Source organism: Staphylococcus sp. GDY8P120P, from assembly GCF_017892065.1.
In the GTDB taxonomy this organism is placed as follows: Bacteria; Bacillota; Bacilli; order Staphylococcales; family Staphylococcaceae; genus Staphylococcus; species Staphylococcus nepalensis.
Window position 1 is genome coordinate 347,009 of the sequence record NZ_JAESKI010000008.1, and the last position, 25,419, is coordinate 372,427.

Annotated in this window: 26 protein-coding genes, 1 pseudogene, 1 riboswitch and 1 other annotated feature; of the genes and pseudogenes, 10 read left to right on the forward strand and 17 right to left on the reverse strand. The window is 31.6% G+C overall.

The window, feature by feature from the left end; translation table 11 throughout:
- The first annotated feature begins 12 nt into the window (after positions 1-12).
- Positions 13-1,272, forward strand: coding sequence for a BaiN/RdsA family NAD(P)/FAD-dependent oxidoreductase (locus tag KA900_RS07770; protein ID WP_096809105.1), 1,260 nt, complete (start codon positions 13-15; stop codon positions 1,270-1,272).
- 515 nt (positions 1,273-1,787) lie between these two features.
- Here the strand turns inward: KA900_RS07770 and KA900_RS07775 are convergent.
- The 3 genes from KA900_RS07775 to KA900_RS07785 form a co-directional block, all read right to left on the reverse strand.
- Positions 1,788-2,099: a rhodanese-like domain-containing protein gene (locus tag KA900_RS07775; RefSeq protein WP_115342098.1), complete on the reverse strand. Its 312-nt coding sequence runs from the start codon at positions 2,097-2,099 to the stop codon at positions 1,788-1,790.
- Positions 2,100-2,120: 21 nt separating this feature from the next.
- A complete protein-coding gene (leuS, locus tag KA900_RS07780) occupies positions 2,121-4,535 on the reverse strand; it encodes a leucine--tRNA ligase (protein WP_115342097.1) in 2,415 nt (804 codons plus the stop codon).
- Positions 4,536-4,582: 47 nt separating this feature from the next.
- Positions 4,583-4,768, reverse strand: a binding site (T-box leader).
- Positions 4,769-4,922: 154 nt separating this feature from the next.
- Positions 4,923-6,092: an MDR family MFS transporter gene (locus KA900_RS07785; protein WP_096809100.1), complete on the reverse strand. Its 1,170-nt coding sequence runs from the start codon at positions 6,090-6,092 to the stop codon at positions 4,923-4,925.
- A 109-nt stretch (positions 6,093-6,201) separates the two neighbouring features.
- Here KA900_RS07785 and mnmL point away from each other — a divergent pair, with 109 nt between their 5' ends.
- A complete protein-coding gene (gene mnmL / locus KA900_RS07790; protein ID WP_096809098.1) occupies positions 6,202-7,155 on the forward strand; it encodes a tRNA modification radical SAM protein MnmL/YtqA in 954 nt (317 codons plus the stop codon).
- Entirely contained in the window at positions 7,152-7,712 is a 561-nt protein-coding gene (mnmM, locus tag KA900_RS07795) for a tRNA 5-(aminomethyl)-2-thiouridylate-methyltransferase MnmM (RefSeq protein ID WP_096809097.1), read from the forward strand. The genes mnmL and mnmM overlap by 4 nt, the downstream gene beginning before the upstream one ends.
- A 356-nt stretch (positions 7,713-8,068) precedes the next feature.
- Here the strand turns inward: mnmM and KA900_RS07800 are convergent, their stop codons facing one another.
- From KA900_RS07800 to KA900_RS07810, 3 genes are all read right to left on the reverse strand, one after another.
- Positions 8,069-8,470, reverse strand: coding sequence for a transcriptional regulator, SarA/Rot family (locus KA900_RS07800; RefSeq protein ID WP_103373558.1), 402 nt, complete (start codon positions 8,468-8,470; stop codon positions 8,069-8,071).
- A 149-nt stretch (positions 8,471-8,619) separates the two neighbouring features.
- The gene (locus KA900_RS07805) at positions 8,620-9,576 is read right to left on the reverse strand and encodes an L-lactate dehydrogenase (RefSeq protein WP_096809092.1); all 957 of its coding nucleotides are present in this window, start codon (positions 9,574-9,576) and stop codon (positions 8,620-8,622) included.
- Between the two features lie 333 nt (positions 9,577-9,909).
- Complete coding sequence (locus KA900_RS07810; RefSeq protein ID WP_096823781.1) at positions 9,910-10,734, reverse strand: alpha/beta fold hydrolase; 825 nt, start codon at positions 10,732-10,734, stop codon at positions 9,910-9,912.
- Between the two features lie 268 nt (positions 10,735-11,002).
- On the opposite strand from KA900_RS07810, the gene KA900_RS07815 reads away from it, so the two are divergent.
- Positions 11,003-12,004, forward strand: a complete 1,002-nt coding sequence (locus tag KA900_RS07815; protein WP_096809088.1) for a proline dehydrogenase family protein — start codon at positions 11,003-11,005, stop codon at positions 12,002-12,004.
- Positions 12,005-12,260: 256 nt separating this feature from the next.
- Here KA900_RS07815 and ribH read toward each other — a convergent pair whose 3' ends face one another.
- The 5 genes from ribH to KA900_RS07840 form a co-directional block, all read right to left on the reverse strand.
- The gene (gene ribH / locus KA900_RS07820) at positions 12,261-12,719 is read right to left on the reverse strand and encodes a 6,7-dimethyl-8-ribityllumazine synthase (protein WP_096809086.1); all 459 of its coding nucleotides are present in this window, start codon (positions 12,717-12,719) and stop codon (positions 12,261-12,263) included.
- Between the two features lie 11 nt (positions 12,720-12,730).
- A complete protein-coding gene (ribA, locus tag KA900_RS07825; protein ID WP_096809084.1) occupies positions 12,731-13,912 on the reverse strand; it encodes a GTP cyclohydrolase II in 1,182 nt (393 codons plus the stop codon).
- A gap of 10 nt (positions 13,913-13,922) precedes the next feature.
- A complete protein-coding gene (locus tag KA900_RS07830) occupies positions 13,923-14,555 on the reverse strand; it encodes a riboflavin synthase (RefSeq protein ID WP_096809082.1) in 633 nt (210 codons plus the stop codon).
- Between the two features lie 6 nt (positions 14,556-14,561).
- On the reverse strand, positions 14,562-15,605 hold the full coding sequence (gene ribD / locus KA900_RS07835) for a bifunctional diaminohydroxyphosphoribosylaminopyrimidine deaminase/5-amino-6-(5-phosphoribosylamino)uracil reductase RibD (RefSeq protein ID WP_096809080.1): 1,044 nt from the start codon (positions 15,603-15,605) through the stop codon (positions 14,562-14,564).
- A 157-nt stretch (positions 15,606-15,762) separates the two neighbouring features.
- Positions 15,763-15,896: riboswitch (FMN riboswitch) on the reverse strand.
- A gap of 391 nt (positions 15,897-16,287) precedes the next feature.
- Entirely contained in the window at positions 16,288-17,769 is a 1,482-nt protein-coding gene (locus tag KA900_RS07840) for an FAD/NAD(P)-binding protein (RefSeq protein ID WP_115342096.1), read from the reverse strand.
- Between the two features lie 142 nt (positions 17,770-17,911).
- Between KA900_RS07840 and KA900_RS07845 the strand changes: the two are divergent.
- A pseudogene (locus tag KA900_RS07845) lies at positions 17,912-18,853 on the forward strand (glycine betaine ABC transporter substrate-binding protein).
- Between the two features lie 525 nt (positions 18,854-19,378).
- Here KA900_RS07845 and sagB read toward each other — a convergent pair.
- Entirely contained in the window at positions 19,379-20,233 is an 855-nt protein-coding gene (sagB, locus tag KA900_RS07850; protein WP_096809076.1) for a peptidoglycan release complex glucosaminidase SagB, read from the reverse strand.
- A 163-nt stretch (positions 20,234-20,396) separates the two neighbouring features.
- Positions 20,397-20,621, reverse strand: a complete 225-nt coding sequence (locus KA900_RS07855) for a hypothetical protein (RefSeq protein WP_096809074.1) — start codon at positions 20,619-20,621, stop codon at positions 20,397-20,399.
- Between the two features lie 222 nt (positions 20,622-20,843).
- Here KA900_RS07855 and KA900_RS07860 point away from each other — a divergent pair, with 222 nt between their 5' ends.
- Together KA900_RS07860 and KA900_RS07865 are read left to right on the forward strand one after the other, a co-directional pair.
- Positions 20,844-21,317: a sigma-70 family RNA polymerase sigma factor gene (locus KA900_RS07860; protein ID WP_103373562.1), complete on the forward strand. Its 474-nt coding sequence runs from the start codon at positions 20,844-20,846 to the stop codon at positions 21,315-21,317.
- A 15-nt stretch (positions 21,318-21,332) separates the two neighbouring features.
- Positions 21,333-21,755 (forward strand): competence protein ComK, encoded by a 423-nt coding sequence (locus KA900_RS07865; RefSeq protein ID WP_096809071.1) that lies wholly within the window; start codon positions 21,333-21,335, stop codon positions 21,753-21,755.
- 7 nt (positions 21,756-21,762) lie between these two features.
- Here the strand turns inward: KA900_RS07865 and KA900_RS07870 are convergent, their stop codons facing one another.
- From KA900_RS07870 to KA900_RS07885, 4 genes are all read right to left on the reverse strand, one after another.
- Positions 21,763-22,212 carry a hypothetical protein gene (locus KA900_RS07870; RefSeq protein WP_107644566.1) on the reverse strand — a complete coding sequence of 150 codons (450 nt, stop codon included), beginning with the start codon at positions 22,210-22,212 and terminating at the stop codon, positions 21,763-21,765.
- A gap of 134 nt (positions 22,213-22,346) precedes the next feature.
- Positions 22,347-22,979 (reverse strand): pentapeptide repeat-containing protein, encoded by a 633-nt coding sequence (locus KA900_RS07875; RefSeq protein ID WP_107644389.1) that lies wholly within the window; start codon positions 22,977-22,979, stop codon positions 22,347-22,349.
- 71 nt (positions 22,980-23,050) lie between these two features.
- The gene (locus tag KA900_RS07880; protein WP_159085238.1) at positions 23,051-23,203 is read right to left on the reverse strand and encodes a hypothetical protein; all 153 of its coding nucleotides are present in this window, start codon (positions 23,201-23,203) and stop codon (positions 23,051-23,053) included.
- Positions 23,204-23,275: 72 nt separating this feature from the next.
- Entirely contained in the window at positions 23,276-23,989 is a 714-nt protein-coding gene (locus KA900_RS07885; RefSeq protein WP_096809065.1) for a transaldolase, read from the reverse strand.
- 287 nt (positions 23,990-24,276) lie between these two features.
- Between KA900_RS07885 and KA900_RS07890 the strand changes: the two genes are divergently transcribed.
- From KA900_RS07890 to KA900_RS07900, 3 genes are read left to right on the forward strand one after another with little or no spacing between them, the layout of a single operon-like run.
- Positions 24,277-24,582 (forward strand): hypothetical protein, encoded by a 306-nt coding sequence (locus KA900_RS07890; RefSeq protein ID WP_096809063.1) that lies wholly within the window; start codon positions 24,277-24,279, stop codon positions 24,580-24,582.
- Positions 24,583-24,642: 60 nt separating this feature from the next.
- Positions 24,643-25,008, forward strand: a complete 366-nt coding sequence (gene crcB, locus KA900_RS07895; protein ID WP_115342095.1) for a fluoride efflux transporter CrcB — start codon at positions 24,643-24,645, stop codon at positions 25,006-25,008.
- Positions 25,005-25,361, forward strand: coding sequence for a fluoride efflux transporter FluC (locus KA900_RS07900; protein ID WP_210139419.1), 357 nt, complete (start codon positions 25,005-25,007; stop codon positions 25,359-25,361). The genes crcB and KA900_RS07900 overlap by 4 nt, the downstream gene beginning before the upstream one ends.
- The last annotated feature ends 58 nt before the right edge of the window (positions 25,362-25,419 follow it).

A 25,419-nucleotide genomic window follows, 5' to 3' on the forward strand; every position in this document is an offset into this window, starting at 1 on the left:
CGAGGCAATAAAATGTATCAAACAATCATAATCGGTGGCGGCCCTAGCGGTTTAATGGCTGCTGCTGCAGCAAGTCAAAACAGTAATAAAGTCTTGCTCATTGAAAAGAAAAAAGGGCTCGGCCGTAAATTAAAAATATCTGGTGGCGGCCGGTGTAATGTAACCAACCGCTTACCATATGAAGAAATCATTAAAAATATACCAGGAAACGGAAAATTTTTATATAGTCCTTTCTCCGTATTTGATAACGAATCTATTATTCACTTTTTCGAATCCCGGGGTGTATCTTTAAAAGAAGAAGATCATGGTCGTATGTTTCCAGTATCTAACAAAGCGCAAGATGTTGTAGATGCTTTGATCCATACAATAGAAAAAAATAATGTAACTGTAAAACAAGAAACGGTTGTACATGGTATCGAACATACACAAAAACAAACTTTTAAAATAACAACTGATAACCAAGAAACAATTGAAAGTCATAGCCTAGTGATTGCTACGGGTGGCACAAGCGTTCCAAAGACTGGGTCAACAGGAGATGGTTACAAATTCGCTAAACAGTTAGGCCATACAATTACAGAATTATTTCCAACTGAAGTGCCCATCACTTCTCCTGAACCATTTATCAAAGACAGAAGATTAAAAGGCTTAAGTTTAAAAAATGTAGCACTATCTGTATTGAAAAAAAATGAAAAAAAACGTATTACGCATCAAATGGATATGATCTTCACTCATTTTGGGGTAAGTGGCCCTGCTGCATTAAGATGCAGCCAGTTTGTATATAAAGAGCAAAAAAACCAAAAACAGCAAAATATTAAAATGCAAATAGATGTTTTTCCTGATTTGAGCCAAGCACAAGTTGAAGCTAAAATACGTAAATTGTTAAAAGATACACCCGATAAATATGTAAAAAATAGTTTACATGGTCTTATCGAAGAACGCTATTTACTGTATATGTTAGAATTAGCAAATATTTCAGAGGAATTAACTGCACACCATATTTCAAACGAACAATTCAACAAATTAGTAAATTTATTTAAAGCATTTACTTTTACAGTTAACGGTACGCTATCAATTGAAAAAGCTTTTGTAACTGGCGGTGGCGTTTCACTAAAAGAAATTGAGCCTAAAACAATGATGTCAAAACACGTACCAGGTTTATTTATGTGCGGCGAACTACTCGATATTCATGGTTATACTGGAGGTTACAATATTACTAGTGCCTTAGTCACTGGTCATATATCAGGCACTAATGCGAGTAAGTTTCAACTTTAAACCTTTAACTACATGATTAAAAAGATAGAACAATAACCTAGTTTGTTCCTCAACAAAGATCATTAAAATTATAAAATTTTATATAAGCATATTTTTTGAAATTGATTAACTTTTTTATCTAAGTGCTATTATAAATTTACCTGTTTTTTAGTTATCAGTCGACATAGAGAAGTAGTATATTTTGTAGTTAGCCTCTTTGTTCATACCGCAATGACAATCATAAATAATGGTCTCATGATGCTATTTACGTATTTATCGCATTCTCATTATAATAAATAGATAAGCGACTAACCCAACATCTAAAAAAAGCCCCTCACTATTGCAATAGTGAGGGGCTTGGTATATTTATATTGAGATTTTTATTAATCATCATTTCAACATTACAATACTAAAATATAAAATTAACGATCCTAAATGAACCCACATTGAGTTAAAACGTATCCACCTATGCTTACCGAACAATGTATTAAACGCAATACAAATTGGGTATATCCGAATATTAAAAGACTGGAAAGCTAGATGCTTCTAATGTCTAAAGCTTCATCTCCCCAAGCATCCATACCACCTTCAACATTTACCGCATGAACGCCACTACGCTCTAAATATTGAACAACTTGTGCACTTCTGCCACCAGCTTTACAAATAATATAATACGTATCATTTGAATTGAAGTGATTTAAATTGTCGGGAATTTGATCCATAGGAATTGTTTCTGCTTCAGGAATAACCCCCATCGCAGTTTCTTCATCTGTTCTCACATCAATAATTTGAATAGGATTAGAATTTAAAATCTTTGATTTTAATTCATCTACAGATATTGTCTCCATAATATAAACGCCCCTTTTAAGTTATTTGGCAACAATATTAACAAGTTTTTGAGGTACAGCAATTACTTTTTTAATATCTTTGCCTTCAATTTCATCTTTGATATTTTCGTTATCTAACGCAATTTCTTCCATTTCTTCTTTTGATACATCTTTAGGTACATCTATTTTAGCACGAACTTTACCATTTACTTGAACGACGATTTCAACTTCATCGTCAACTAATAATGATTCATCAAATGTAGGCCATGGTTGGTAAGTAATTGTTTCTTCATGTCCTAAACGTGACCATAATTCTTCACCAATATGTGGTGCGATTGGTGCTAACATTTTGATAAATCCTTCAATGTAAGGTTTATATATTTCGTCTACTTTATAGCAATCGTTGATAAAGACCATCAACTGACTAATTGCTGTATTAAAATTCAATGTATCAAAGTCTTCAGAAACTTTTTTCACAGTTTGATGGTAACTTTTATCTAAAGTTTTATTATTTGTATTTACTACTTTATCAGAAATCAAACCATCTTCTGTAACTAAAAGTCTCCAAACTCTATCTAAGAAACGTCTTGAGCCGTCTAAACCTTTTTCGCTCCATGCAATGGCAGCATCAAGTGGCCCCATAAACATTTCATATAGTCGTAATGTATCTGCACCGTGAGATTTAATAATATCATCTGGATTAATAACATTACCTTTAGATTTACTCATTTTTTCATTACCTTCGCCAAGAATCATACCTTGGTTAAATAATTTTTGGAATGGTTCTTTCGTTGGCACTACGCCTAAATCATACAGTACTTTATGCCAGAATCTTGCATAGAGTAAGTGTAACACTGCATGTTCTACGCCGCCAATATATAAATCGACTGGCAACCAGTGTTTTAATTTTTCTGGGTCAGCTAACATTTGTTCGTTATCCGGATCAATAAACCTTAAATAGTACCAACAACTACCTGCCCATTGTGGCATTGTATTGGTTTCACGTCGACCTCTCATGCCAGTTTCCTCATCTATTACATTAACAAAGTCATCAATATTAGCTAACGGTGATTCACCAGTTCCTGATGGTTTAATTTCATCTGTTTCCGGTAAAAGTAAAGGTAATTCATCTTCAGGTACAGTTGACATCGTACCATCTTCCCAATGAATGACTGGAATTGGTTCGCCCCAATAACGTTGACGGCTAAACAACCAATCTCTAAGTTTATAGTTTATTTTTCTTGTACCCGCATTATTTCGTTCTAACAATTCAATTGCTTTTTCGATTGCTTCTTTATTATATAATCCATTTAATTCACCTGAATTAACATGAGGCCCATCACCAACATAAGCTGCTTCAGATAAGTCTCCACCCTCAATGACTTCTGTAATTGGTAAATCAAAGGCTTTTGCAAACTCATAGTCTCTTTGGTCGCCACTTGGCACTGCCATCACTGCGCCAGTACCGTACGAAGATAATACATAATCTGCTATCCAAATTGGTGTTTTTTCACCAGATAATGGGTTGATTGCATAAGCTCCAGTAAATACACCAGATTTTTCTTTAGCAAGACCCGTACGTTCTAAATCTGATTTCATTGCCGCTTCTTGTTGATATTTTTCAACACTTTCTTGATTTTCTGAAGTTGTAATTTGATTTACAAGCTGATGTTCTGGACTTAATACTAAGAATGTAGCACCATAGATTGTATCAGGACGTGTGGTAAATACTTCAATTTGATCATTACTATCTTCTACATTGAATGATACTGATGCCCCTTCTGAACGCCCAATCCAATTACGTTGCATGTCTTTTAAAGATTCTGGCCAATCTAAGCCCTCTAAATCTTCAAGTAACCGATCTGCATATTCAGTAATTCTTAATACCCATTGCTTCATTGGTCTCCTGTATACAGGGTGCCCACCTCGCTCAGAAACACCATCAATTACTTCTTCATTTGAAAGTACAGTGCCTAACGCAGGACACCAGTTCACCGCAACTTCATCTACATAAGCAAGTCCTTTGTTATATAATTGAATAAATATCCATTGTGTCCATTTATAGTATTCTGGGTCTGTCGTATTGACTTCTCTATCCCAATCATAACTGAAACCTAATTCTTTAATTTGGCGTTTAAATGTTTCAATGTTTTGTTTAGTGAACTCACGAGGGTCATTTCCAGTGTCTAACGCATATTGTTCAGCAGGCAAACCAAAAGCATCCCACCCCATAGGGTGTAATACATTATATCCTTGCATACGCTTATACCTAGAAATAATATCTGTGGCTGTGTAACCTTCCGGGTGACCTACATGAAGCCCGGCCCCAGACGGGTAAGGGAACATATCAAGTGCATAAAACTTTTTTTGGCCTAAATTATCTTCTGTTTTAAATGTTTTATATTCTTCCCAATAATCCTGCCATTTTTTTTCAATTTCATTATGATTGTAATTCACAACATTTCCTCCTATTCAATAATAAAAGACACCTCAAACTATTATTTAATAGGGACGATTTTCACCGCGGTACCACCCTGTTTCACAAAATGTGCGCTCATTTTAATTAATAGTAAGAGATGTCATTAATTCATTTCAAGTCACGGTAAGTTCACTTAAGGCTTTACACTAGGTTTCACCACACCCTAGCTCTCTGTGGGAAAGCTTTAAAGTTACTACTCCTATACTCTTCTAATGATATTTGATACAGCCTTTTATTTCAAGTATAAAAATATAATTAATATACTCTCCATTGTTTATACACAAATGCTTTCAAATCATATGTGTTAGATTTTCAAACTTAATCATAAACCATAAATTGGACTATATATTAAGCTTAACATCAAATTAAATATCTTTGGGTAGTTGTCGATCATAGAAAGTTAAAAATATTAAAGCAATGGCCAATAGCGAAATCATACTTAAAAACATAACTTGCATATTAAACATGTCAACAACTACACCACCAATCAGTGGCCCAAATGCCTTACCTACAGTCGCTGCAGAATTCACGTAGCCTTGGAATGAACCCTCTTTACCTTTAGGCGCTAATTGGTTAGCAATCGTAGGTACTGCTGGCCATACAAACATTTCGCCCAACGTTAATATAATCATACCTACCATAAATACAGAAAATTGTTCAGCAAAACTAGTCACAAAGAAAGAGATAATAAAAATACCTATACCCACATACATTTGATGTTTTAAATTACCTTTCAATAATCTGATAATGGGAATAATTAACGGTTGTGCAACTAATATCATGATACCATTGACTGTCCACAAGAGACTGTATTGACTCATTGAGATATTAAGCACTTGGGTAAATGAAGCTATTGTACTTTCCCATTGGATGTAAGCAATCCAACAAATACTAAACATGACACATATTAAAGATAATGCAATAAACTGAGGTCTATACGCTTTAGATAATAAACTCATTGCATCATTTGATTTTACTTTAACGTCTAATTTGATATTAAACTGACTTACAGCGACTATAGCAAATGCAATATACATTAATAAATTAGCTATAAAAATATAATTAAAACTTAATTCAGCAACAAAGCCACCGGAAGCTGCACCAATGGCTACGCCTAAATTTTGTGCTAAATAAATGGCATTAAAAGTTTGCCTTCCGCCTTTTGGCCATATCGCACCTGCTAATGCATAAATAGCAGGAATAATCATTCCGCCGCCAAACCCAAGACAAACTAACCAAACAGCATACCATGGCCATCCATGGAAAAAATTTAATAACGTTGTACTACTTAAACAAATAACAGTACCTATCATAATTGTGGGATAGCCGCCTAATTTATCAAAAAGGTTACCTCCGAGTAGGTTGCCAATCACCATTCCAAATGAATTAATCATTAAGACTAAACCAGCCATTGTTAAACTTTTATCTAATACCTCATTCATATAAATTGTATTTAATGGCCATAAAAAACTTGAGCCCGTGATATTTAATGCCATTCCAATTACCAACCACCACACTGATTTTGGCATGTTCATAACCGTAAGCTCCTTTCTTATTTTAAATTTCTATTTTTACTCTAAACACTATATCATTAAAATATGTTAAAATCTTTAACTAGAACGAATTTAGAAAGGAAAATGTTATATGGGACAATTTTTCCCTTACGCATTCGAAAACAAACGATATCATACTTGGAATTATCATTTAAAAAATAAATTTGGCCAAAAAATCTTCAAAGTTGCAATTGATGGAGGATTTGATTGTCCGAATAGAGATGGCACAGTTGCTCATGGCGGTTGTACATTTTGCTCAGCAGCAGGAAGCGGCGATTTTGCTGGTAACCGTGTCGACCCTATAGATGTTCAATTTCAACAAATCAAAGATAGAATGCATGAAAAATGGCACGAAGGACAATATATTGCTTATTTTCAAGCTTTTACAAATACACATGCGCCAGTAGAAGTTTTGCGAGAAAAATACGAAACGGCATTAAAAGAACCTGGTGTTGTAGGTTTATCTATAGGAACACGCCCAGACTGTTTACCAGATGATGTAGTAGAATATTTAGCCGAATTAAATGAACGTACATATTTGTGGGTAGAATTAGGTCTACAAACAGTTCACCAAAAAACTTCTGACTTAATTAATCGTGCGCATGATATGGAAACTTACTACGAAGGTGTTGCAAAACTACGTAAGCATAACATCAATGTGTGTACACATATTATTAATGGGCTGCCTGAAGAAGATTATGACATGATGATGGAAACTGCTAAAGAAGTTGCACAAATGGATGTTCAAGGTATTAAAATACATTTGTTACACCTACTTAAAGGTACTCCAATGGTAAAACAATATGAAAAAGGTATGCTTGAATTTATGTCACAAGACGACTATACAAATTTAGTTTGCGATCAACTAGAAATTTTACCAAAAGAAATGATTGTACACCGAATCACTGGTGACGGCCCAATAGATTTAATGGTTGGCCCTATGTGGAGTGTTAACAAATGGGAAGTACTTAACGAAATCGATGATGAATTAGCTAGAAGAAATTCCTATCAAGGAAAAAACTATGAAAGTATTATCAAATCATGAAAATAGAGCGTATTTTACCATTTTCTAAAACACTCATCCAACAACATGTATCTGCGGACAGCATTGTTATTGATGCTACTTGTGGTAATGGTAATGATACTGAATTTTTGGCACAACAAGTACCAGATGGTAAAGTGTATGGTTTTGACATTCAGGACATTGCAATACAAAACACTAAAACTAAAACTAAAACATTTAGACATGTCCATTTAATTCATGATAGCCATGCCAATATAAAACAATATATTCCAAGAGAGGAACGTGGACATATTGACGCAGCTATTTTCAACTTAGGATATTTACCTAAAGGAGATAAATCCATCGTTACAAATCCTAACAGTACCTTAGCTGCTATCAATTCGATATTTGATATATTAGCGCCCGAAGGCATTATCGTTTTAGTTATTTACCATGGACATGAGGAAGGTAAAACAGAACGTGATGCATTATTAAACTACCTTCAACATTTTGACCAAAATAAAGCACATATATTGCAGTATCAGTTTATTAATCAACAAAATCATCCACCATTTATTTGTGCTATTGAAAAAAGATAACGTACTATTTAAATAAAAACATATAGAACAGGAAACGTATTTGTCTAAGTGATACCATCGCAAAACAATTTTAGAATAGCTTACCAGAGCATCTATGTAACGAAGCATGTTTATCTCTAAATGACTTCATCGCTATTTTAATTTGATATCAAACGTATTTCATCTTCACTTACTTCTACGAGAAAAACAAGAACACCATCTATTTTCCTCATATAACTATCTAGGAAATTTAAAATAATACACATAATAAAAGTACACCTCTTTTTGAAATAGAGGTGTACTTTTATGTTAAGTATGAGTCGTTGATACCCATACTTTTTGAGGTTAATAACAGTTTTCCAGACTTTAATTATTCCCTATAAATTTAAGATAGATTTAAGACTTGATTGAATAGATGACGATTTTTCATCAATTTCTTCTTTAAAGTAATCTAAAAGCGCTTCCCTTTGAGCTTCTAAATCTTCATTGAAATGAATAATTACTGTACGTTCATCATTAACTGGTCTTTCTTTAATGATCCATTCTTTTTCCACTAAATCGTTATACGTTCTTGTACGTTTATAAGATTTAATTTGTACAAAATCATCCATTTCCTTTAAAGTCATTGATCCTTCTTGCCATAATGTTAAAAGAATTAATATTTCTTCTTTCGACATTTTATATTGTTTCTGTACTTTTTCAAAGATATCATCAATATCATTTAGTACATGTTCCAATCTAAGGACACTATCTACCATGTCAGTAATTGTCTTCCCCATAGAAATATCCCCCAATCATAATATTAAGTTAAACATGTAAAATTAATTCATCAAAAAAATCATTCGTTACAAAATTTATTACTGTCAGAAAAAATTTTGATATTTTCAATAAAATTAATCTTATATACAGTTTAAAATTAAATTATGAATTATGCAATTAGTTGGTTGATTTTATTTTGCATTTCTTTCAAAATTATGGCAGAATTTTCAAACAATTTACTTTCGCTACTATTTAATTGTGTTTCATAAACTTTTACCGCACCATTTCTATTGATTAATGTTGGTACACCAATGTATACATCATTTTGGCCATATTCACCATTTAGATAACTGGAAACGGGGAGAACCACATTTTGATTTTTTAAAATGGCTTGTGTAATACGAATTAACCCCATAGCGATACCATAATAAGTAGCGCCTTTCGCTTTAATAATGTCATATGCTGCATCACGTGTATTTATAAATATTTCATCTATTCTATGTTGTTTGTCTGGGTTATCTTTTAAAATGTCATATAATGATTGGCCTGCAATATTAGCCTGTGACCACACAGCTAATTCTGAATCACCATGTTCCCCGATAATTTGTGCATCAACGCTCCAAGGAGATACATTAAATTCTCTTGCGAGTTCATATTTAAAACGCGCAGTATCCAATATTGTACCTGAACCAATAACTTGCGCTTTTGGCAAGCCTGATACTTTTTGCGTTACATATGATAATACATCTACTGGATTTGTAGCTATTAGAAAAATACCATTAAATCCTGTTTGCATAATAGTCGAAACAATTTCTTTAAATATTCTTGTATTTTTTTCCACTAAATCTAATCGTGTTTCTCCTGGTTTTTGAGCAGCACCCGCGGTAATAACAATTAAATCTGCGTTGCTACAATCTTTGTAAGATCCTGCTTTTATCTTTATAGGTGAGCCCCCATAAGGTGCACTGTGATTTAAATCTGCAACATCACCGTGTACTTTTGTTTCATCTAAATCAATGATGACTAATTCATCTGCTATTCCTTGGGAAACTAATGCAAACGCATAACTAGAACCAACTGCACCATCACCTATTAATACCACTTTATTTCCTTTACTGTATTTCATATTATGACTCTCCTTATATTTAAAGTAAATCATCGCTTATTGTGATTTATTTCACAATTTAAATATAACACTTTCTTCGCTAAAGAGCAATCGTTTATTGTGATTTATTTCACAAAATTTCCGTTTCTTCTTCCTCGTTTTATAAATGAGAAAGAGCGAGACAAAACCAAAATTTGGTTTCGTAGACTCGCTCCTAGTTAAAGATGCTACATCGTATATCTAATTATAATTAATACTGCAAGTTTTTACTGACATCTATTGTTTTCTTATAAGAAGCGTCTTTCAAAACGATGGCGTCCATGCTTTGTATTGCTTACACTTTAATTTCCCACTCTATGAAAGCTCGTGTTCATCATGGACGATAAAGCCAATATTACTTGTACTGTTATTAAGAAATGCTAAAATATATCGCATTACTTCGTCTCTTTCAGGTTCATTATGTATTTCATGATATAAACCCTTCCAAGCTTTAAAATATAATTCTTCAGTTTCAATATTATCTTTCACTAAATGCATAGTTGGAATATCAGACACTTTGTCTTCGAGCCCATACATTAATAATACAGGAAGTGGCTTAATATCTTTTAAGTGTGTTACTGTTTCTTTCATGATTTCGATGATTTGTTTATACCAATGATATGTCACTTTTTGTAACATGAGTTGATCTTCTTTTGCTTCTTCGATTACCTCATCGTTACGTGTTAAATCTTCAACGGTTATGCCTACTTTGAATCTTGTGTCTTTAGTTAATTTACCTACATTAGATAATATCTTATCTTTTCTAGTTTTATTATTTTTTTTGAATTCCAGCAATGGTGAAATAAGCATCAATCCTTCAATAGGTACTTCCACTTTTTCTAGTAAGTTTAAAATAATAAGTCCGCCAAGTCCTACACCTAAAAAATAAGTTGGAAGTTTATATTCATTTGCTATTCTAATCCATTCTAGTACATGTTCGTGATATACTTCGAAATTTTCTATTTGTCCTTTATTAGAACGCGTAGTTTGACCTTGCCCAGGTAAATCACCCATGATAACGTGATAGCCATTTCTACGTAGCATTGTTATTACATACGCATATCTTCCTGTATGTTCGAGCATGTTATGGGCAATTACAATGACACCCTTAGCTTCATTTTCAGTTTCCCATTTCCACATATTCCATACTTCCCCTTCTCCAATAATTTCATTAAATATATTGTATCAAAATATGATGCACGTTTGCCATTTTAAACGCATAAATTATGTTGTCTTAAGTTCATTGTTTTTTTAAAAATAAATATTATAACTATATCAATCAGTCATCCGATAGTGTAGTCTGTGATATTAAGCATAATAAATTTTATTGTAAACGATTTCATTACTATTAGATTCATGCTACACTATTATTGAAAGCATAGCTATTAGCAGGATGGGAGGAATTAATATGCCAATTGTGAAAAATTTTTTTATAGGGTTATCTAATAATCCCTTTTTAAATAAAACAGCTAAGGAAATAGGTCCTATGTTTGGGGCTAAAAAAGTCGTTGCTGGAAATACGATTACTGACTTAGTAGACACAATTGAACGTTTAAATAACAAAGGAATCACTGTTACTGTGGATTGTCTTGGAGAATTTGTTTTAAATGAAGGCGAAGCGATACAGGCCAAAGACCAAATATTAGAAGTGATGTATGCAATATACAACCACAGCTTAGATGGTCACATGTCTATTAAACTAAGCCAACTCGGTTCGGAGTTTGATATTGACCTTGCTTATCGTAATTTACGCGAAATATTACTAAAAGCAAATGAATTTGGTAATATGCATATTAATATAGACACTGAGAAATACGATAGCTTATTTGATATTACTCAAGTGTTAGATCGACTAAAAGGTGAATTTAAAAACGTAGGTACAGTTATTCAAGCTTATTTATATAAAGCAGATGCACTTATCGATAAATACCCAGAACTGCGTTTACGTATGGTAAAAGGTGCATATAAAGAAAATGAAAATATTGCTTACCAAACTAAAGAAGACATTGACGAAAATTACATACGTTTAATTAAAAAAAGATTATTAAACGCTAATAATGTCACTTCTATTGCTACACACGATGATAAAATAATCACACATATTAAACAGTTTATTAAAGATAATAATATTGAAAAAGATAAATACGAATTTCAAATGTTGTACGGTTTCCGATCAGATTTAGCAGGATTACTTGCACGTGAAGGAAATCATTTTTGTATATATGTTCCGTATGGTGATGATTGGTTCAGCTACTTTATGAGAAGATTAGCAGAACGTCCACAAAACTTAAATCTAATGTTTTTAGAATTAATGAAACCTGAAATATTGAAAAAAACAGGCTTTGTAGCCAGTTTGTTAACAGCTATTGGCGTATCTAGTGCATTAATATATAAAGTATTAAAAAAATGATTTATGCCGCTTAACAAGCATGAGAGCCAGAAACATTTATGTCTCAGGCTCTCATTTAGTATTAACAGCAAATCTCTCGGTTCTAAATATTGTTATAATTACATTTGCCTATGAAAAACAACAAAAGGATTTAAAATTCAAAAAGTTTTTCACCATTTTTTATATTATAAATTAAATTCATCTTAACTTATGGGATATCGTTCCATAATAAGAAGTCTTAGTAAACGCTATTACTATAGAAGTATGCTAATGCTGATTATATTTCGCTTAATAAATTAGCCATTTCGATTGCACTTACTGCCGCTTCAGAACCTTTGTTTCCAGCTTTAGTACCAGCACGTTCTACAGCTTGTTCAATATTCTCAGTCGTTAATATTCCAAATATTACTGGTGTATCTGTTACATCATTTGCTTTTGACACGCCTTTTGCTACTTCATTACACACGTAATCATAGTGAGAAGTTGATCCTCTGATTACACATCCTAAAGTGATTACTGCATCATATTCACCTTTTTGAGCTAACTTTTTAGCCACTAATGGAATTTCAAAAGCACCTGGTACATATGCCACATCAATATTTCCAGCCGAAACTTCGTGTCTTATTAAGGTATCTTTTGCACCATCTAACAAACGATTCGTGATGAAATCATTAAATCTACTTACTACAATTGCTACTTTTAAATTTGATCCTATTAATTTACCTTCAAAATTCATTTTTTTGCCTCCTATATTAAATGACCCATTTTTTCTTTTTTTGTTTTCATATAATCTTGGTTATATTTATTTGTAGGAACTATCAAATCAATTCTTTTGGCAATATCGATGCCATAATTTTCTAAACTACCGAATTTTTTAGGGTTATTACTTAATAAATTAACGCGTTTTACACCTAAATACTTTAAGATTTTTGCAGCATTTTGGTAATCTCTTAAATCCTCTTCAAAGCCTAAAGCAATATTCGCAGAAACTGTATCATATCCCTGCTCTATCAATTCATAAGCTTTTAATTTATTAATTAAACCAATGCCTCTGCCTTCTTGGGGTAAATATAAAATGATACCACCATTTTCACTAATATATTCCATTGAGGCAGCAAGTTGCTCTCCACAATCACATCTTTGACTGTGAAAGATATCTCCAGTCAAACAAGCAGAATGGATACGTACATTTTCGGTTTCTTTGATTTCACCACTAACAATGGCTACTATTTCTTCTTCATTGTTTTGAGTTGAAAATCCATACATATCAAAGTTACCGTAATCTGTAGGTAGTTGTACTTTAGCTTTAGCTTCAAGCGGCGCATCAGTATTTTTTCTGTAATTTTCTAAGTCTTCAATAGATATCATTACAAGCTGATGCTTGTTTTTAAATGCTTCTAAATCGTCTCCTTTAGCCATTGAACCGTCCTCATTCATTATTTCACAAATGAGTGCTGCCGGTTTCGCTCCCGTTAAAAGAGCTAAATCAACAGATGCTTCTGTATGACCACGTCTAGCTAACACACCATTATCTTGAGCAATGAGCGGAAATAAATGCCCTGGTCTGTTAAAATCATTAGCTTTAGTTTGCTCATCAATTAAAGCTTTAGCTGTAAGCATTCTTTCATCGGCACTAATACCAGTTGTTGTATCGATGTGATCAATACTGACTGTAAATTGAGTACCATAAATATCTGAGTTATGGTTAACCATTGGATTAAGCTCTAAGTCTTGCGCTATTTTTTTACTTATGGGCGCGCAAATAAGTCCTCTGCCATATTTAGCCATAAAATTTACCGTGTTCTCATACATCCATTCTGTTATGGCTACTAAATCTCCTTCATTCTCTCTATTTTCATCATCGACCACTATGATACTTTCGCCATTTTTAAGCGCTTTTAATGCTTTTTCTATACTATCTAATTGCATATTACCCCTCCTAGAACCCAAAAGATTTTAGTTTTTCAGAACTCAAACCTGAATCATTATTTCCAACTATTTTTTCTACATATTTAAATAACATATCCGTTTCTATGTGAACTGGATCACCAACACGTTTTTGATTTAATATAGTGGATTTTCTTGTTTCCGGTATAAGGTGAATATCAAATTCTGACTCTTTCAACTGGAAAACAGTCAAACTCACACCATCTATAGTGATAGAACCTTGTTGTACCATTTGATTTATAATGGATTTAGATGGTTTAATTGTTACAATTTTAGAATTATCTGAGTTCTGTATTCTAGTGATTTTAGCTACTTCATCTGTGTGACCAAGCACAAAGTGACCACCAAATCTTCCTTGACCACTCATCGCTCGTTCTAAATTCACTTCGTCGGATTGATTCAACCGGTTTAAATATGTTTTATTCTCAGTGCCTTTAATCACCTGTACTGAAAATGTTTGGTTATCAAAACATACTACTGTTAAACAAACACCATTCACACTGATTGAATCGCCAATATGCATATCAGATAAAATTGTCTGACAATCAATGGTTAAATTAACAATTGATTGCTGGGTTGTCATTTTTTTAATCGTACCTATTTCTTCCACAATGCCAGTAAACATATTAATTCACTTCTTTCGCAATTCTAATTTAATGTTTTGCTCAAGCACTTGAGAATTTACAATTTCAAATTGTGGTGCCTCTGATAAATTAAATACATTTTCTGTTTTAAAAAATTGATAATCACCAGAACCACCTATCATTTTCGGGGCATAATATAAGATAAGTTCATTCGTATAATTAGATTGAAGAAATTCAGAAGTAATCGTAGGGCCGGCTTCAACTAAGACACGCCCAATCCCTTTTTGATATAAATCTTTTAAAATGTTTTCAAGAGAACAGTTTGAACAATGAATGACTTCTACATGTTCAATATCTGATTTTAATTTTTCTTGTTCTGTATAAATCCAAATAGGCACATTAGATTGGTTAAACATATCTAAATCAAAGTCAATTCGACCTGATTTTGAAAGTATAATACGGATAGGATGCTTACCTTCTTCTATTCTGGTAGTATATTGAGGGTTATCAGCATTTAATGTGCCAGTTCCTGTTATCACAGCGTCATGTTTATGTCTAAGCATAAATACATCATTTTTGACTGATTTATTTGTAATCCATTTACTTTCACCTTTATCAGTAGCTTGTTTACCATCTAAACTACAAGATACTTTCACTGTAACTTCCGGAATACCTTGTCTTTTAGTTATAAAAAAGTCTTTATATAAGGCTTCTGCTTCAGGTTTATGACGAAATTCCACTTTGACTCCAGCATGTTGTAAGATTTCATCACCTCTAGATGTCAAAGTTGTATCTTTAACAGCATAGACTACTTGTTTAATACCAAAATCTATAATTTTATTAACGCATGGTGGCGTTGAACCATAATGAGAGCAGGGCTCTAAAGATATATAGATTGTGCCACCTGCAGCTGTTTCGTTTGCCATGTCCAAAGCTTGAACTTCAGCATGTTTATCACCTTTTTGTAAATGGGCACCTATGCCAACGATTCTACCTTGATTAACTACAACAGCACCAACAGGCGGATTTATTCCTGTTTGACCGTCTACCATTTTTGCCAATTGAATTGCATAATTTAAATATTGACTCATAATAATCACCTCTAAATAATAAAAAACACCTGAAATGGTTTTCAGGTGTGGGATATATTTCTATATAACATGATTTGTTTAACATTAAATACACTTTTCGAAATGATAGAAAAATGTACACTAAATAAACACTCTAAGCAGTGCTGTTTGTTATACTCCATTCTTTCTCCCATCCAGACTATACTGTCGGCTCTAGATTCTCACTAGATCAGCCACATTTGTAAAAACAAATGCAGGTCGCAGGCTTTATTTACTGCCGGTTGGGAATTTCACCCTGCCCCGAAAGAACATTTATGAAATTGTAATTGATGATTGAGTCAAGTAACTTTTTAAAGCTACAACGTTATCGTACTATATTTTATGGTAAAAAACAATTCTTATTACTTAAGTCGGTTTTGTTTATCTGTTGAAAACACTTCAATTCCTTGTGACAACAAGATTTTCAAGAAATTTTTTATAAAAAATTAAAACAACTAAACGTTAAACATCATTAATAAACTAATTAAAACTTTTATGTGTTTACTTAAATATTAATCTGTTAAAAAGTCAAATTACTTTTACGTATTATAATTAAAATAACCAATACAAACTATTTAGTAAGGTCACATGTATATGATCAAGTGTTCGCTAAACATATTTATATAAATAGTAAAGATAGGTTTCAGTTCATATATTATTTAGACTAGCACTTATTTTGATCGCGGTTTAATAAATTTTCTACCACACTAACAGCTTGTTTTACAATCATTGTTACGCCGTTACGAGATTGATTAATCCCATTTGTCAATTGACCTAAAGCGAACATGTTTTTTAAAGTACCATACCGTGGGCTTATAATTTGATTTGTTTCAGGAATAATCTGTATGCCGCCTAATGGGTGTGCCTGAACAACTTGTCTATTTTCTAAGTTTAGAATCAATTGATCATCATTATCTAACTCTGACAAATGTGATTTTGAACCCGTTGCATTGATTACAACATCAAATTTATCAATCGCTTTGAAATCATCTTCATACTTAAACCAGAAATGCTGGCCATCATGTTTTACATCTTCTAGCCCTTTTTTTATTTCAATTTGTCCGTTTTGAATATGGTTTATAATTAATCTTGCTGTACGTGGAGGCATTGGGTTAGAATTCTCTTTTAATATAGATTGGTAATTTCGTAAAAAAGTTTTTTGATCGTCTCTACTAAAACTATTCCATATCCAATTGAGATTTTCTTTTGCTAATTCAAGAATGCTTTGAAATTTACCCAATATTTCTTTGTGTTCTAAATCATATGTTAAATCCGCAATAGGGTCGCCTTTTCTTCTATGAACTAATTTTTCTACTGGAATATCATAATACGTACAGTCTTTTCTAAATAATGTTAAAGCATCTTCTAAAGGCACATTCCCCAAGTTTTCTTTTTTGATTTTATTAAAGTTTTCAGGTGTAACGTATTTAAACTGAATTTCTGGCATATTGCCTCTTACACTAGGTAAATGACCTTTTCGGCTAGTCACGGAAATAGGTAAATTTGGGTGATGCGCAGTTACAAATCGAATAACATCTAAACTTGCTAGCCCCGTACCAATAATAGCTATTCTGTCTGTGCTATCAACTTCGTTCAATGTGTCATAAGTCGGGTATGGCGTTTGTATGTATCCCGGTGTTCCTTTTAATTGATAAGGATCATGATACGATAACGTACCAACTGTTAAAAATACAATATCGTATTGTTGTTGGCAATCTGGTTTTTCAGATGTACAGACGACATATTTTATATTTGTCTCGCCTATATCTGCATCTATAAACACTTCTAAAACTTCTTTTTTAATCATTTGAATATTTTTATATTGTTTATGATATGTTTCTAAATAGTCTTTCATATAATGGCCAAATATAAATCTAGGTAAATATTCTGGATTGGAAAATTTAAATATAGATTGTTGTTGATACCATTCATAGAATTCGCGTTCATTTTTCAAGTTGAGAGACATTTGTTTAGCCGGCAAATTGATAAGCAATTGATCGCTGTCATTTTGAAATGGTATACCTTGCCCCATATTTTTAGGATTATCGTAAACATCTACTTTCATTTGGTCGAACTCATCATATTTCACTAATTCTTTTAATAAACTAACGCCTGCAGTTCCCATGCCAATGATAGCTATACGCATTTTATTCACCCTTACTTTTATTAATTTATATTTAGTATATCAATGATTGTACGCTTATTACATGTTAATGAATTATGTTATTATTATACAAAATTAATAGTTATGTTAACATTAAAATATTGTATCAAAACTTATTTAAGATATAAGGAGTTTAAAAACAAACTATTTTAAAAGGATTATCTATCTATTAATAACTAGTACAATATTATTAGTAAGTTGTGATTTGCCCGGCCTCTCGGGTGGTAAATCTAAAAATTCTGTTAAAATTTCCGCTTTAGCTACGAGTGAATCGCAAATCATGGCTTATATGCTCAAAGGTTTAATTGAACATGATACGCAAAGCACAATGAGTGCTTCAATCATAAATAATGTAGACTCAGCCACAATCTAGCATTACGCCTTAATACATGGGGATGCTAATATTTCAAGTACGCGCTATACTGGAACCGATTTGGTTGGCGTGCTGGAACAGCAACCCATTACAGATACAAATAGAGCAATATCTGTTACTCAAAAACTGTTCAACCAAAAATTTAATCAAAGATTCTTTAATTCTTATGGTTTTGAAAATACCTTTGCATTTATAGTCACAAAAGAAACCGCAAAGAAATACAATTTACGTTCTATTTCAGGTTTAAAAAAGTAAAAGATCAAGTCAAAGTTGGTACAGATACTACGTGGATTAAACGAGGCGGCGATGGTTATGTTCCGTTCAAAGCACATTATGGATTTGGTTTTAACGATTTAAAGCCAATGCAAATCAGCCTTGTATATGACGCTTTAAAAAATAATAAACTAGATGTCGCACTTGGTTATACAACAGATGGCAAAATATCAGCATATGATTTAGTAGTGCTTAAGGATGACAAACATTTTTTCTCCATATGATGCAAGTGCAGTAGCACCAAATGAATTATTACAAAAACGTCTACAGATTAAAGCATTAATCAATAAGTTAGACCATAAAATTAATACAGAACAAATGCAAAAGCTTAATTATGAAGCTGATGGCAAAGATAAGGCACCAGCGATGATAGCCAAAGAATTCTTAGAAAAAAACAATTATTTTGATAGTGATAATTAAAACAGTGATTGAATATTATGGATAAATATTGTGTATATTCTGCAGTTTAATGTTACTATGGTTTCAAAGATTAGGAAGTGATTAAATGAAATTGATTATAAAAGTGATTATATCAACAATCTTATTGTTTTTACTGTTTGGCAATAAAAATAAAGCTGAATAAACCAACGCTACTCAAGTAACAACAAAATTTATCAATGTGTAAGTAGTCATATATTCGATATCATAAGAAACTGGATATTAATCTTATAATTTTTCTTCAAAAAGATTTCTTTAGTTTGAATTTTTGAGGGCTCATTTTATATTAAAACTTCGATGTAACTTTACTTCATCGCTGAGGCCACGCCTTGAATTGTAATCGCAAGATACATTAGCATTAGATATAAAAAGCGTGGCTCGACAGGTTAAAACATTTCATAAAACAAAGAAAACGTCAATTTCTATAATTTTAATAGAAATTGACGTTTTCTTTGTTTTAGCTAGAGATATTTATATCCTATCTCTTTATATTTATCAATGTATTGATTATGTGTCTTGATGTTTTTTATCATCTTTGTAGACAAAATATTTATAGTATTTACCTTCTGTTTTCATATCTTTATAGAAATCTGCCATTAAGCTTGCATTACTTTCAGCCCACTTAATATCTGTAGCATATTGATGTTCACCAGGTTTTTTTGGATTCCAGCGCATACTATATAAAGTGTTTTGATCTTTGTTAGATAAGAAATGGCCATGAATAAAATTAGCGCCTCCACTAATTGCTTTTTCTGGTGTATCCCAACCATGTTTTTTCGCATATTCAGCACCAGTTTTCACAGGATCCTCATCTAAAGCACCTACACCAAAGAAATTATAATATTTCTTCCCGTCAATCTCGACGCCGCTAGATAATTCACTCTTAGCTGAACCAGTTTCAAGTATTGCATGTGAAATTAAGTATACTTCATTAACATGTTTTTCTTTAGCTGCTTTTATAAAATCATCTGAATGCTCTAAAAGTATAGGGTTATCAATAAGCATTCTTTTTATTCTATTTTCATCAATACCTTGATACTTATCTAGTTCCAAAAATTGATACTTTTGAGTATCACTCTCAATAAAATTACTACTATTCATTGCTGCTTTAATTTCAGTTGATGATGCATCTCTCCAAGTATCATTGTTTTTACTTGAAACTTGTTGACTTGTGTAGTTATCTATTTGTTTTTTTGCTGCTTTATCTAAAGTAATATTAAGCTGCTCTACTTTTTCTTGTTGATTAACTTCTTTAAAAAAGATTTGATCTGAAATCATTGAAAATACAATGACTGCAGCTACTACAAGTACTATCAATAAACCAATAACTGATAGTATTGAGCCTTTCTTATGCTTCGTCATGTTCACACCTCATAGGTAATAATAGAAATATTAAGTCTCTTTATTATATACACGATTATAAAAGACTATCTGAAATTAAATTCTAACACTAAATAGTTGAACGTACAATTTTATATGTTTGTTGTTACATATTCATAAAAAAAGTAATGAAATTTTAATTTCATTACTCTTGACTTTTATTATATTCCATAATTATAAAACTCACTGCTTGCGATCTGTTTTTATAATAATAGCGATTTAAATCAATTGTACCTTCTATCTCACCGTCACGATACATCATTTCTTTTGTAAGATTATTAATCATAACGAAATCCGATTTATCTTTAATCGTATCTAAATCATTATGTCTAGCAAAGAAATGTTCTAAATTTAAATGTGCGTAATCCATATAAACCTCCTGATTTATTGTCCGAAGATAATACAAAACTCTAAAGTGTTATATCTTTAAGTTGAATACGCGTGGATGTTATAAAACTTAAATTTTATCTATCTTATTAGTTCTATTTAACACCTATTGTCAATATTTAGCAAATGAAAATTACTATCTTTTCCAATAAAATAAACTTATCCGGAAATAAATGTTATATATATATGACAATGGAGCTCAATAATGCCTTTCGAACAACTCTATTTTCAATTCAAACATATTATTTTTATTTTACTAAACAAATACCGTATTAAGTATAATCGAGAAGAATATACTCAATTACTCACTATCAAAATGTGGGAGTTAACGCAAAATTACTTACCACATCATACTTACTCTTTGGGTCAATTCCTTTATAACCGCTTAAACTACTATTTAATAGACCTTTTCCGATCCCAAAATCAGAAAACAAACATCCTATATTTAACAGAACAAATAGATGAACAAACTAACAACACTGATATTACTAATAACCATCTAATGTATCAACATTTTTTACAGCAATTAACGGAAAAAGAGAGACAGTGGCTGATATTAAAACTTTCTGGTTATAAGCAAAGTGAGTTAGCATGTATGCTAAATTGTTCCATTTCTACAGTAAAAAATTATCGAAAAAAAGTTCAAAAAAAGTATTATAAATTTTATTCACCAAAATAAGATTAGGAGCCTAAAATGACACAAATATCAAAATTATTGTACCTTAAAACAGTTATTAGTGATGAACTTATGACTATTGGCCAATATACAACACATCAATTTAACTATCCTACTTCAATGATGCCAACGGTTCACTATTTATTAGACACATATCGATTATCGCTCCCTCATCAAATTAAGGAAGCCAAGCAAATATTAAAAATCCGAAAAATGGTCCCCATATTTATTAATTCACATATAACCTTATTCCCACTTAAAGCTAAGCGCGCTCCTTTGCAATACTATATCAACGCAAATGCTATTGTTGGGATTAAATCACACAATAATAAGTCAATCATCTATTTTGAAAATGCAACATTTATTATAGTTGATGTTCCATATACATTTGTATATAAAAAATGGCAAGAAAGTATAACACTGTCTCACCTAATGCAATAAAATATAATTATAATGACCTATTATGTTTATACTCTAATAATTTTTTCGTAAAATAACCAGTCACCTTTTGAATCAAGTAGATACTAATAATTAGTAATAATACTGACCCAACTAACGTTAAAATAACTACAGTGCTAGATAACTGTACTTCCGGTTTAATAAAATATTGAACTGATGATAAGCTTGATAGTAAAGCAAACAAGAATACACCTAATAAAACGATATATGTAAATAAAATGCCAAGTAATAACATAAAGAAATAAGATGATGAAGCTACTTTTTCTTTAAAAATATAATTGTTTAAAAACTGATTTGAAAATGCGATTGGACGATTAAGTTCCTCACCATGATCCATTTTCGTAACTTCTGATAATACTTGGTCTAGTTGTTGTTTTTCTTTTTTATTTAAAAACCATAAATGCTTTTTTACTTTTTGTTTAAAAATATTTGCCTTCATTAAAAGTTTCTCCTTAAATATATTAAACGTATACTACCTTTATAAAGAATAAGTTATTTATTTCACGGTTTCAATCATATTATTCATATTTTTAAAACTAAATACGTCTAAAATAATTTGTATTTTCAACTACTTTAGTCGATAATTTCTAAGCCCATTAATATTGCAAATTGTAGTGCCTGTTCTCTAGAAACTTTACATCCGAACAAGTCTTCTTTATTAACTTGTATGGATTTAAAAAATGCTTGGCTTATATCACAGTGTTTAAGTGGGGTTTGGTAAAATGAGGCATCTTCTAAATTAGTACCTTCTAATTGTATATCGTTTAGTTTTGTATTATAAAAAACCGCACTACCTAAAAAACTGTCACTTGTTAAAAAACTATCAATTTTAGCATCGATAAAACCTATAAAATCAGCTTTTACTTCTTCGAACCAGACGTGCCCAATACTTACCTTTTTAAATTGTACACCAGTAAGACGACAACCCTTGAAAATCACTCTATGTATTGAACCAAAATCGATTTTTACATTAGACAAATCACAATTTTCAAAAATAACATCTGTAAAGTCTACCCGATTAAAATGTGAATGAGATAAATCACAATTTTTAATTACTGAACTGTAAATCATTAATTTATCTAATGTAACATTACTTAACTGAGATTCAGTTATATCTGCCCTCTCAATGACGCCATCATATTTAAAAACATCATCTAATAACCCTGTATCTAAATTCATTGCTATCTTTGGTTGTTGTAATTTCACTGTTACGCACGACCTCGTTTCACCCTTTTATTTTAAATTATTTTTAATATAATCCATACGTTAATATAAATTCAAATTTTAAATGTAAATGATGCTAATCGCTGAGTAAAATAAGCATTATACCATTTAATAGAAAATGAGAGCCTAGGATAAATTAATATCCTAGGCTCATCTTCATTGTTAACAATGGATGACTGGGCTAAAAAGCGCTGCAGTTCTGGCATTTTTCTTAGCCACCCTTGCTAGATAAAATCACGAAACCTGTTAGAAAATAAATTTCTGTTTCGTTCTGTCTATTATAAAATTGAAAGTCCTGAAGATTGGATGTCTTTTGCAAATCCTTTAACTGTATCAACTGATAGTTCATTGATGTCACGGCCAAGATTATTGTTTACTTTTTTAACAACATCTGCAGGACATGTGATAATATCAGCGCCAACTTCGTCAGCTTGAATCACATTGATGACTTCACGACAACTTGCCCATAATAATTTTACGCCTGCTTTGCTGTGCGTTATTTCAGCAGCCTCTTTCATCATTGGGATTGGGTCAACGCCAGTGTCAGCAATACGACCAGCAAATACTGAAACATAAGTTGGTACACCTTCTGTTATAGCGTCTGTAATTTCTTTAACTTGATCTAAAGTGTAAACAGCAGTGATGTTTAAGCGAACATTTTCTGCTGATAATTTTTTGATTAGAGAAATAGTTGATTCACCTTTTGTGTTCACAACTGGAATTTTAACAAATACGTTACTGCCATATTGTTTTAAAATTTCAGCTTCTTTTGCCATAGTTTCTAAATCATCAGCAAATACTTCAAATGAGATAGAAGCATCAGGAATTTCACGAACAGCTTCTTCAGCGAAAGCTTTATAGTCTGTTACACCTGCTTTTGCCATTAAACTTGGGTTAGTTGTAAAACCATCTACTTGTTTATTTTTATAAGCTGCTTTCATTTCTTCAATATCTGCACCGTCTGCAAACACTTCAACATTTAATTTTGCCATTACTAATTCCTCCTGACTAAAATAAATAATTCTATAAAGAATTATTTTTATAACGGTCAATAACCATACAGTTTATTTATACCATCTTTTTTTAATAAATTCTATTTATCTGCTTATAATCAAAAATTTTTCAGAATAAACATTAATGCTACAGTTGTTGTAAACCCTATAGTGACAACTTTCAAACTCTTGATTTATATATTAAATTATTTTACTTATTGTAAATTTAGTTAAATTTAAGTTAATATATGATATTATTACTAAATGAATTGCACTAGGAGGTTATTATGGCACGCTCAAAACTTTATTTTTATTTATCATGCATTTTAATTATTATTAGTTTTTATTTTAATACTAGAAACCCTCTACTAAATATGCACTTTAATTCAATGGTTAAACTTATTTTTGTTTGTAGTATTATCAATGCTATTATATTAATTATTTCAATTATATTTTCTGATAAATCCATAAAACATTTACACGAAAATTCGGGTTGGATTAGACCAGCTAGTAAAGCTTTACCATATATCATATTAGTTGTGTTAGTGATTCATATTATTGCTTCACTTTCCACTTTTGGTATTATTTTCTAATATTCACTACAAAAGTTATAATACTTTTGTAGTTTTATTTTTTGAAGGGAAGTTATAATAGTGCAATATGTATATATTTTCGCTGGAGGAGCTATTGGTGCATTGATCCGCTATACTTTTTCAATATTAAACTACACTGATGGTTTCCCGACCGGGACATTCCTCGCAAATATCTTGGGCGCTTTTTTAATGGGATTACTAGGAACCATGGCAATACAATATTTTAACAACAACCCTCAACTTAAAAAGGGTATTACTACTGGATTACTAGGGGCCCTTACAACGTTCTCTACCTTCCAATTTGAACTTATTGGATTTTTACACCAGCAAGCTTACGCAATGCTAATTATCTATGCGTTGGTTAGCTATATACTAGGTGTATTAGTTTGTTATATTGGCGTAAGATTGGGGGCACGTTTCTCATGACTCAAGTTATTTTGGTGATGTTAGGTGGCGGTATTGGTGCAGTCATTCGAGGATTTCTTACTAACGTGTTTGCCAACAAAATAAATAGTACTTTACCTGTAGCTACACCTTTTGTAAATATCTTAGGTAGTTTTATTATTGGTTTAATCATGGGTATGTCCCTCAATATTCCATGGGTAGATTCATTTTTAGTAGTTGGTATACTTGGAGGGCTAACTACTTTTTCAACGCTTTCTTCAGAATTAGTTAAGATGTTAACACCAGAAAAAAATATCCTTAATTTTATTACCTATTCATTAATACAATATATAGTAGCTTTTATTGCATGTTTATTAGGTTATATAATAGTATAATTTTTTATTAATAAGACCGTAAGCTTTGCTATTAGTCAGCATTCGCTTACGGTCTTTA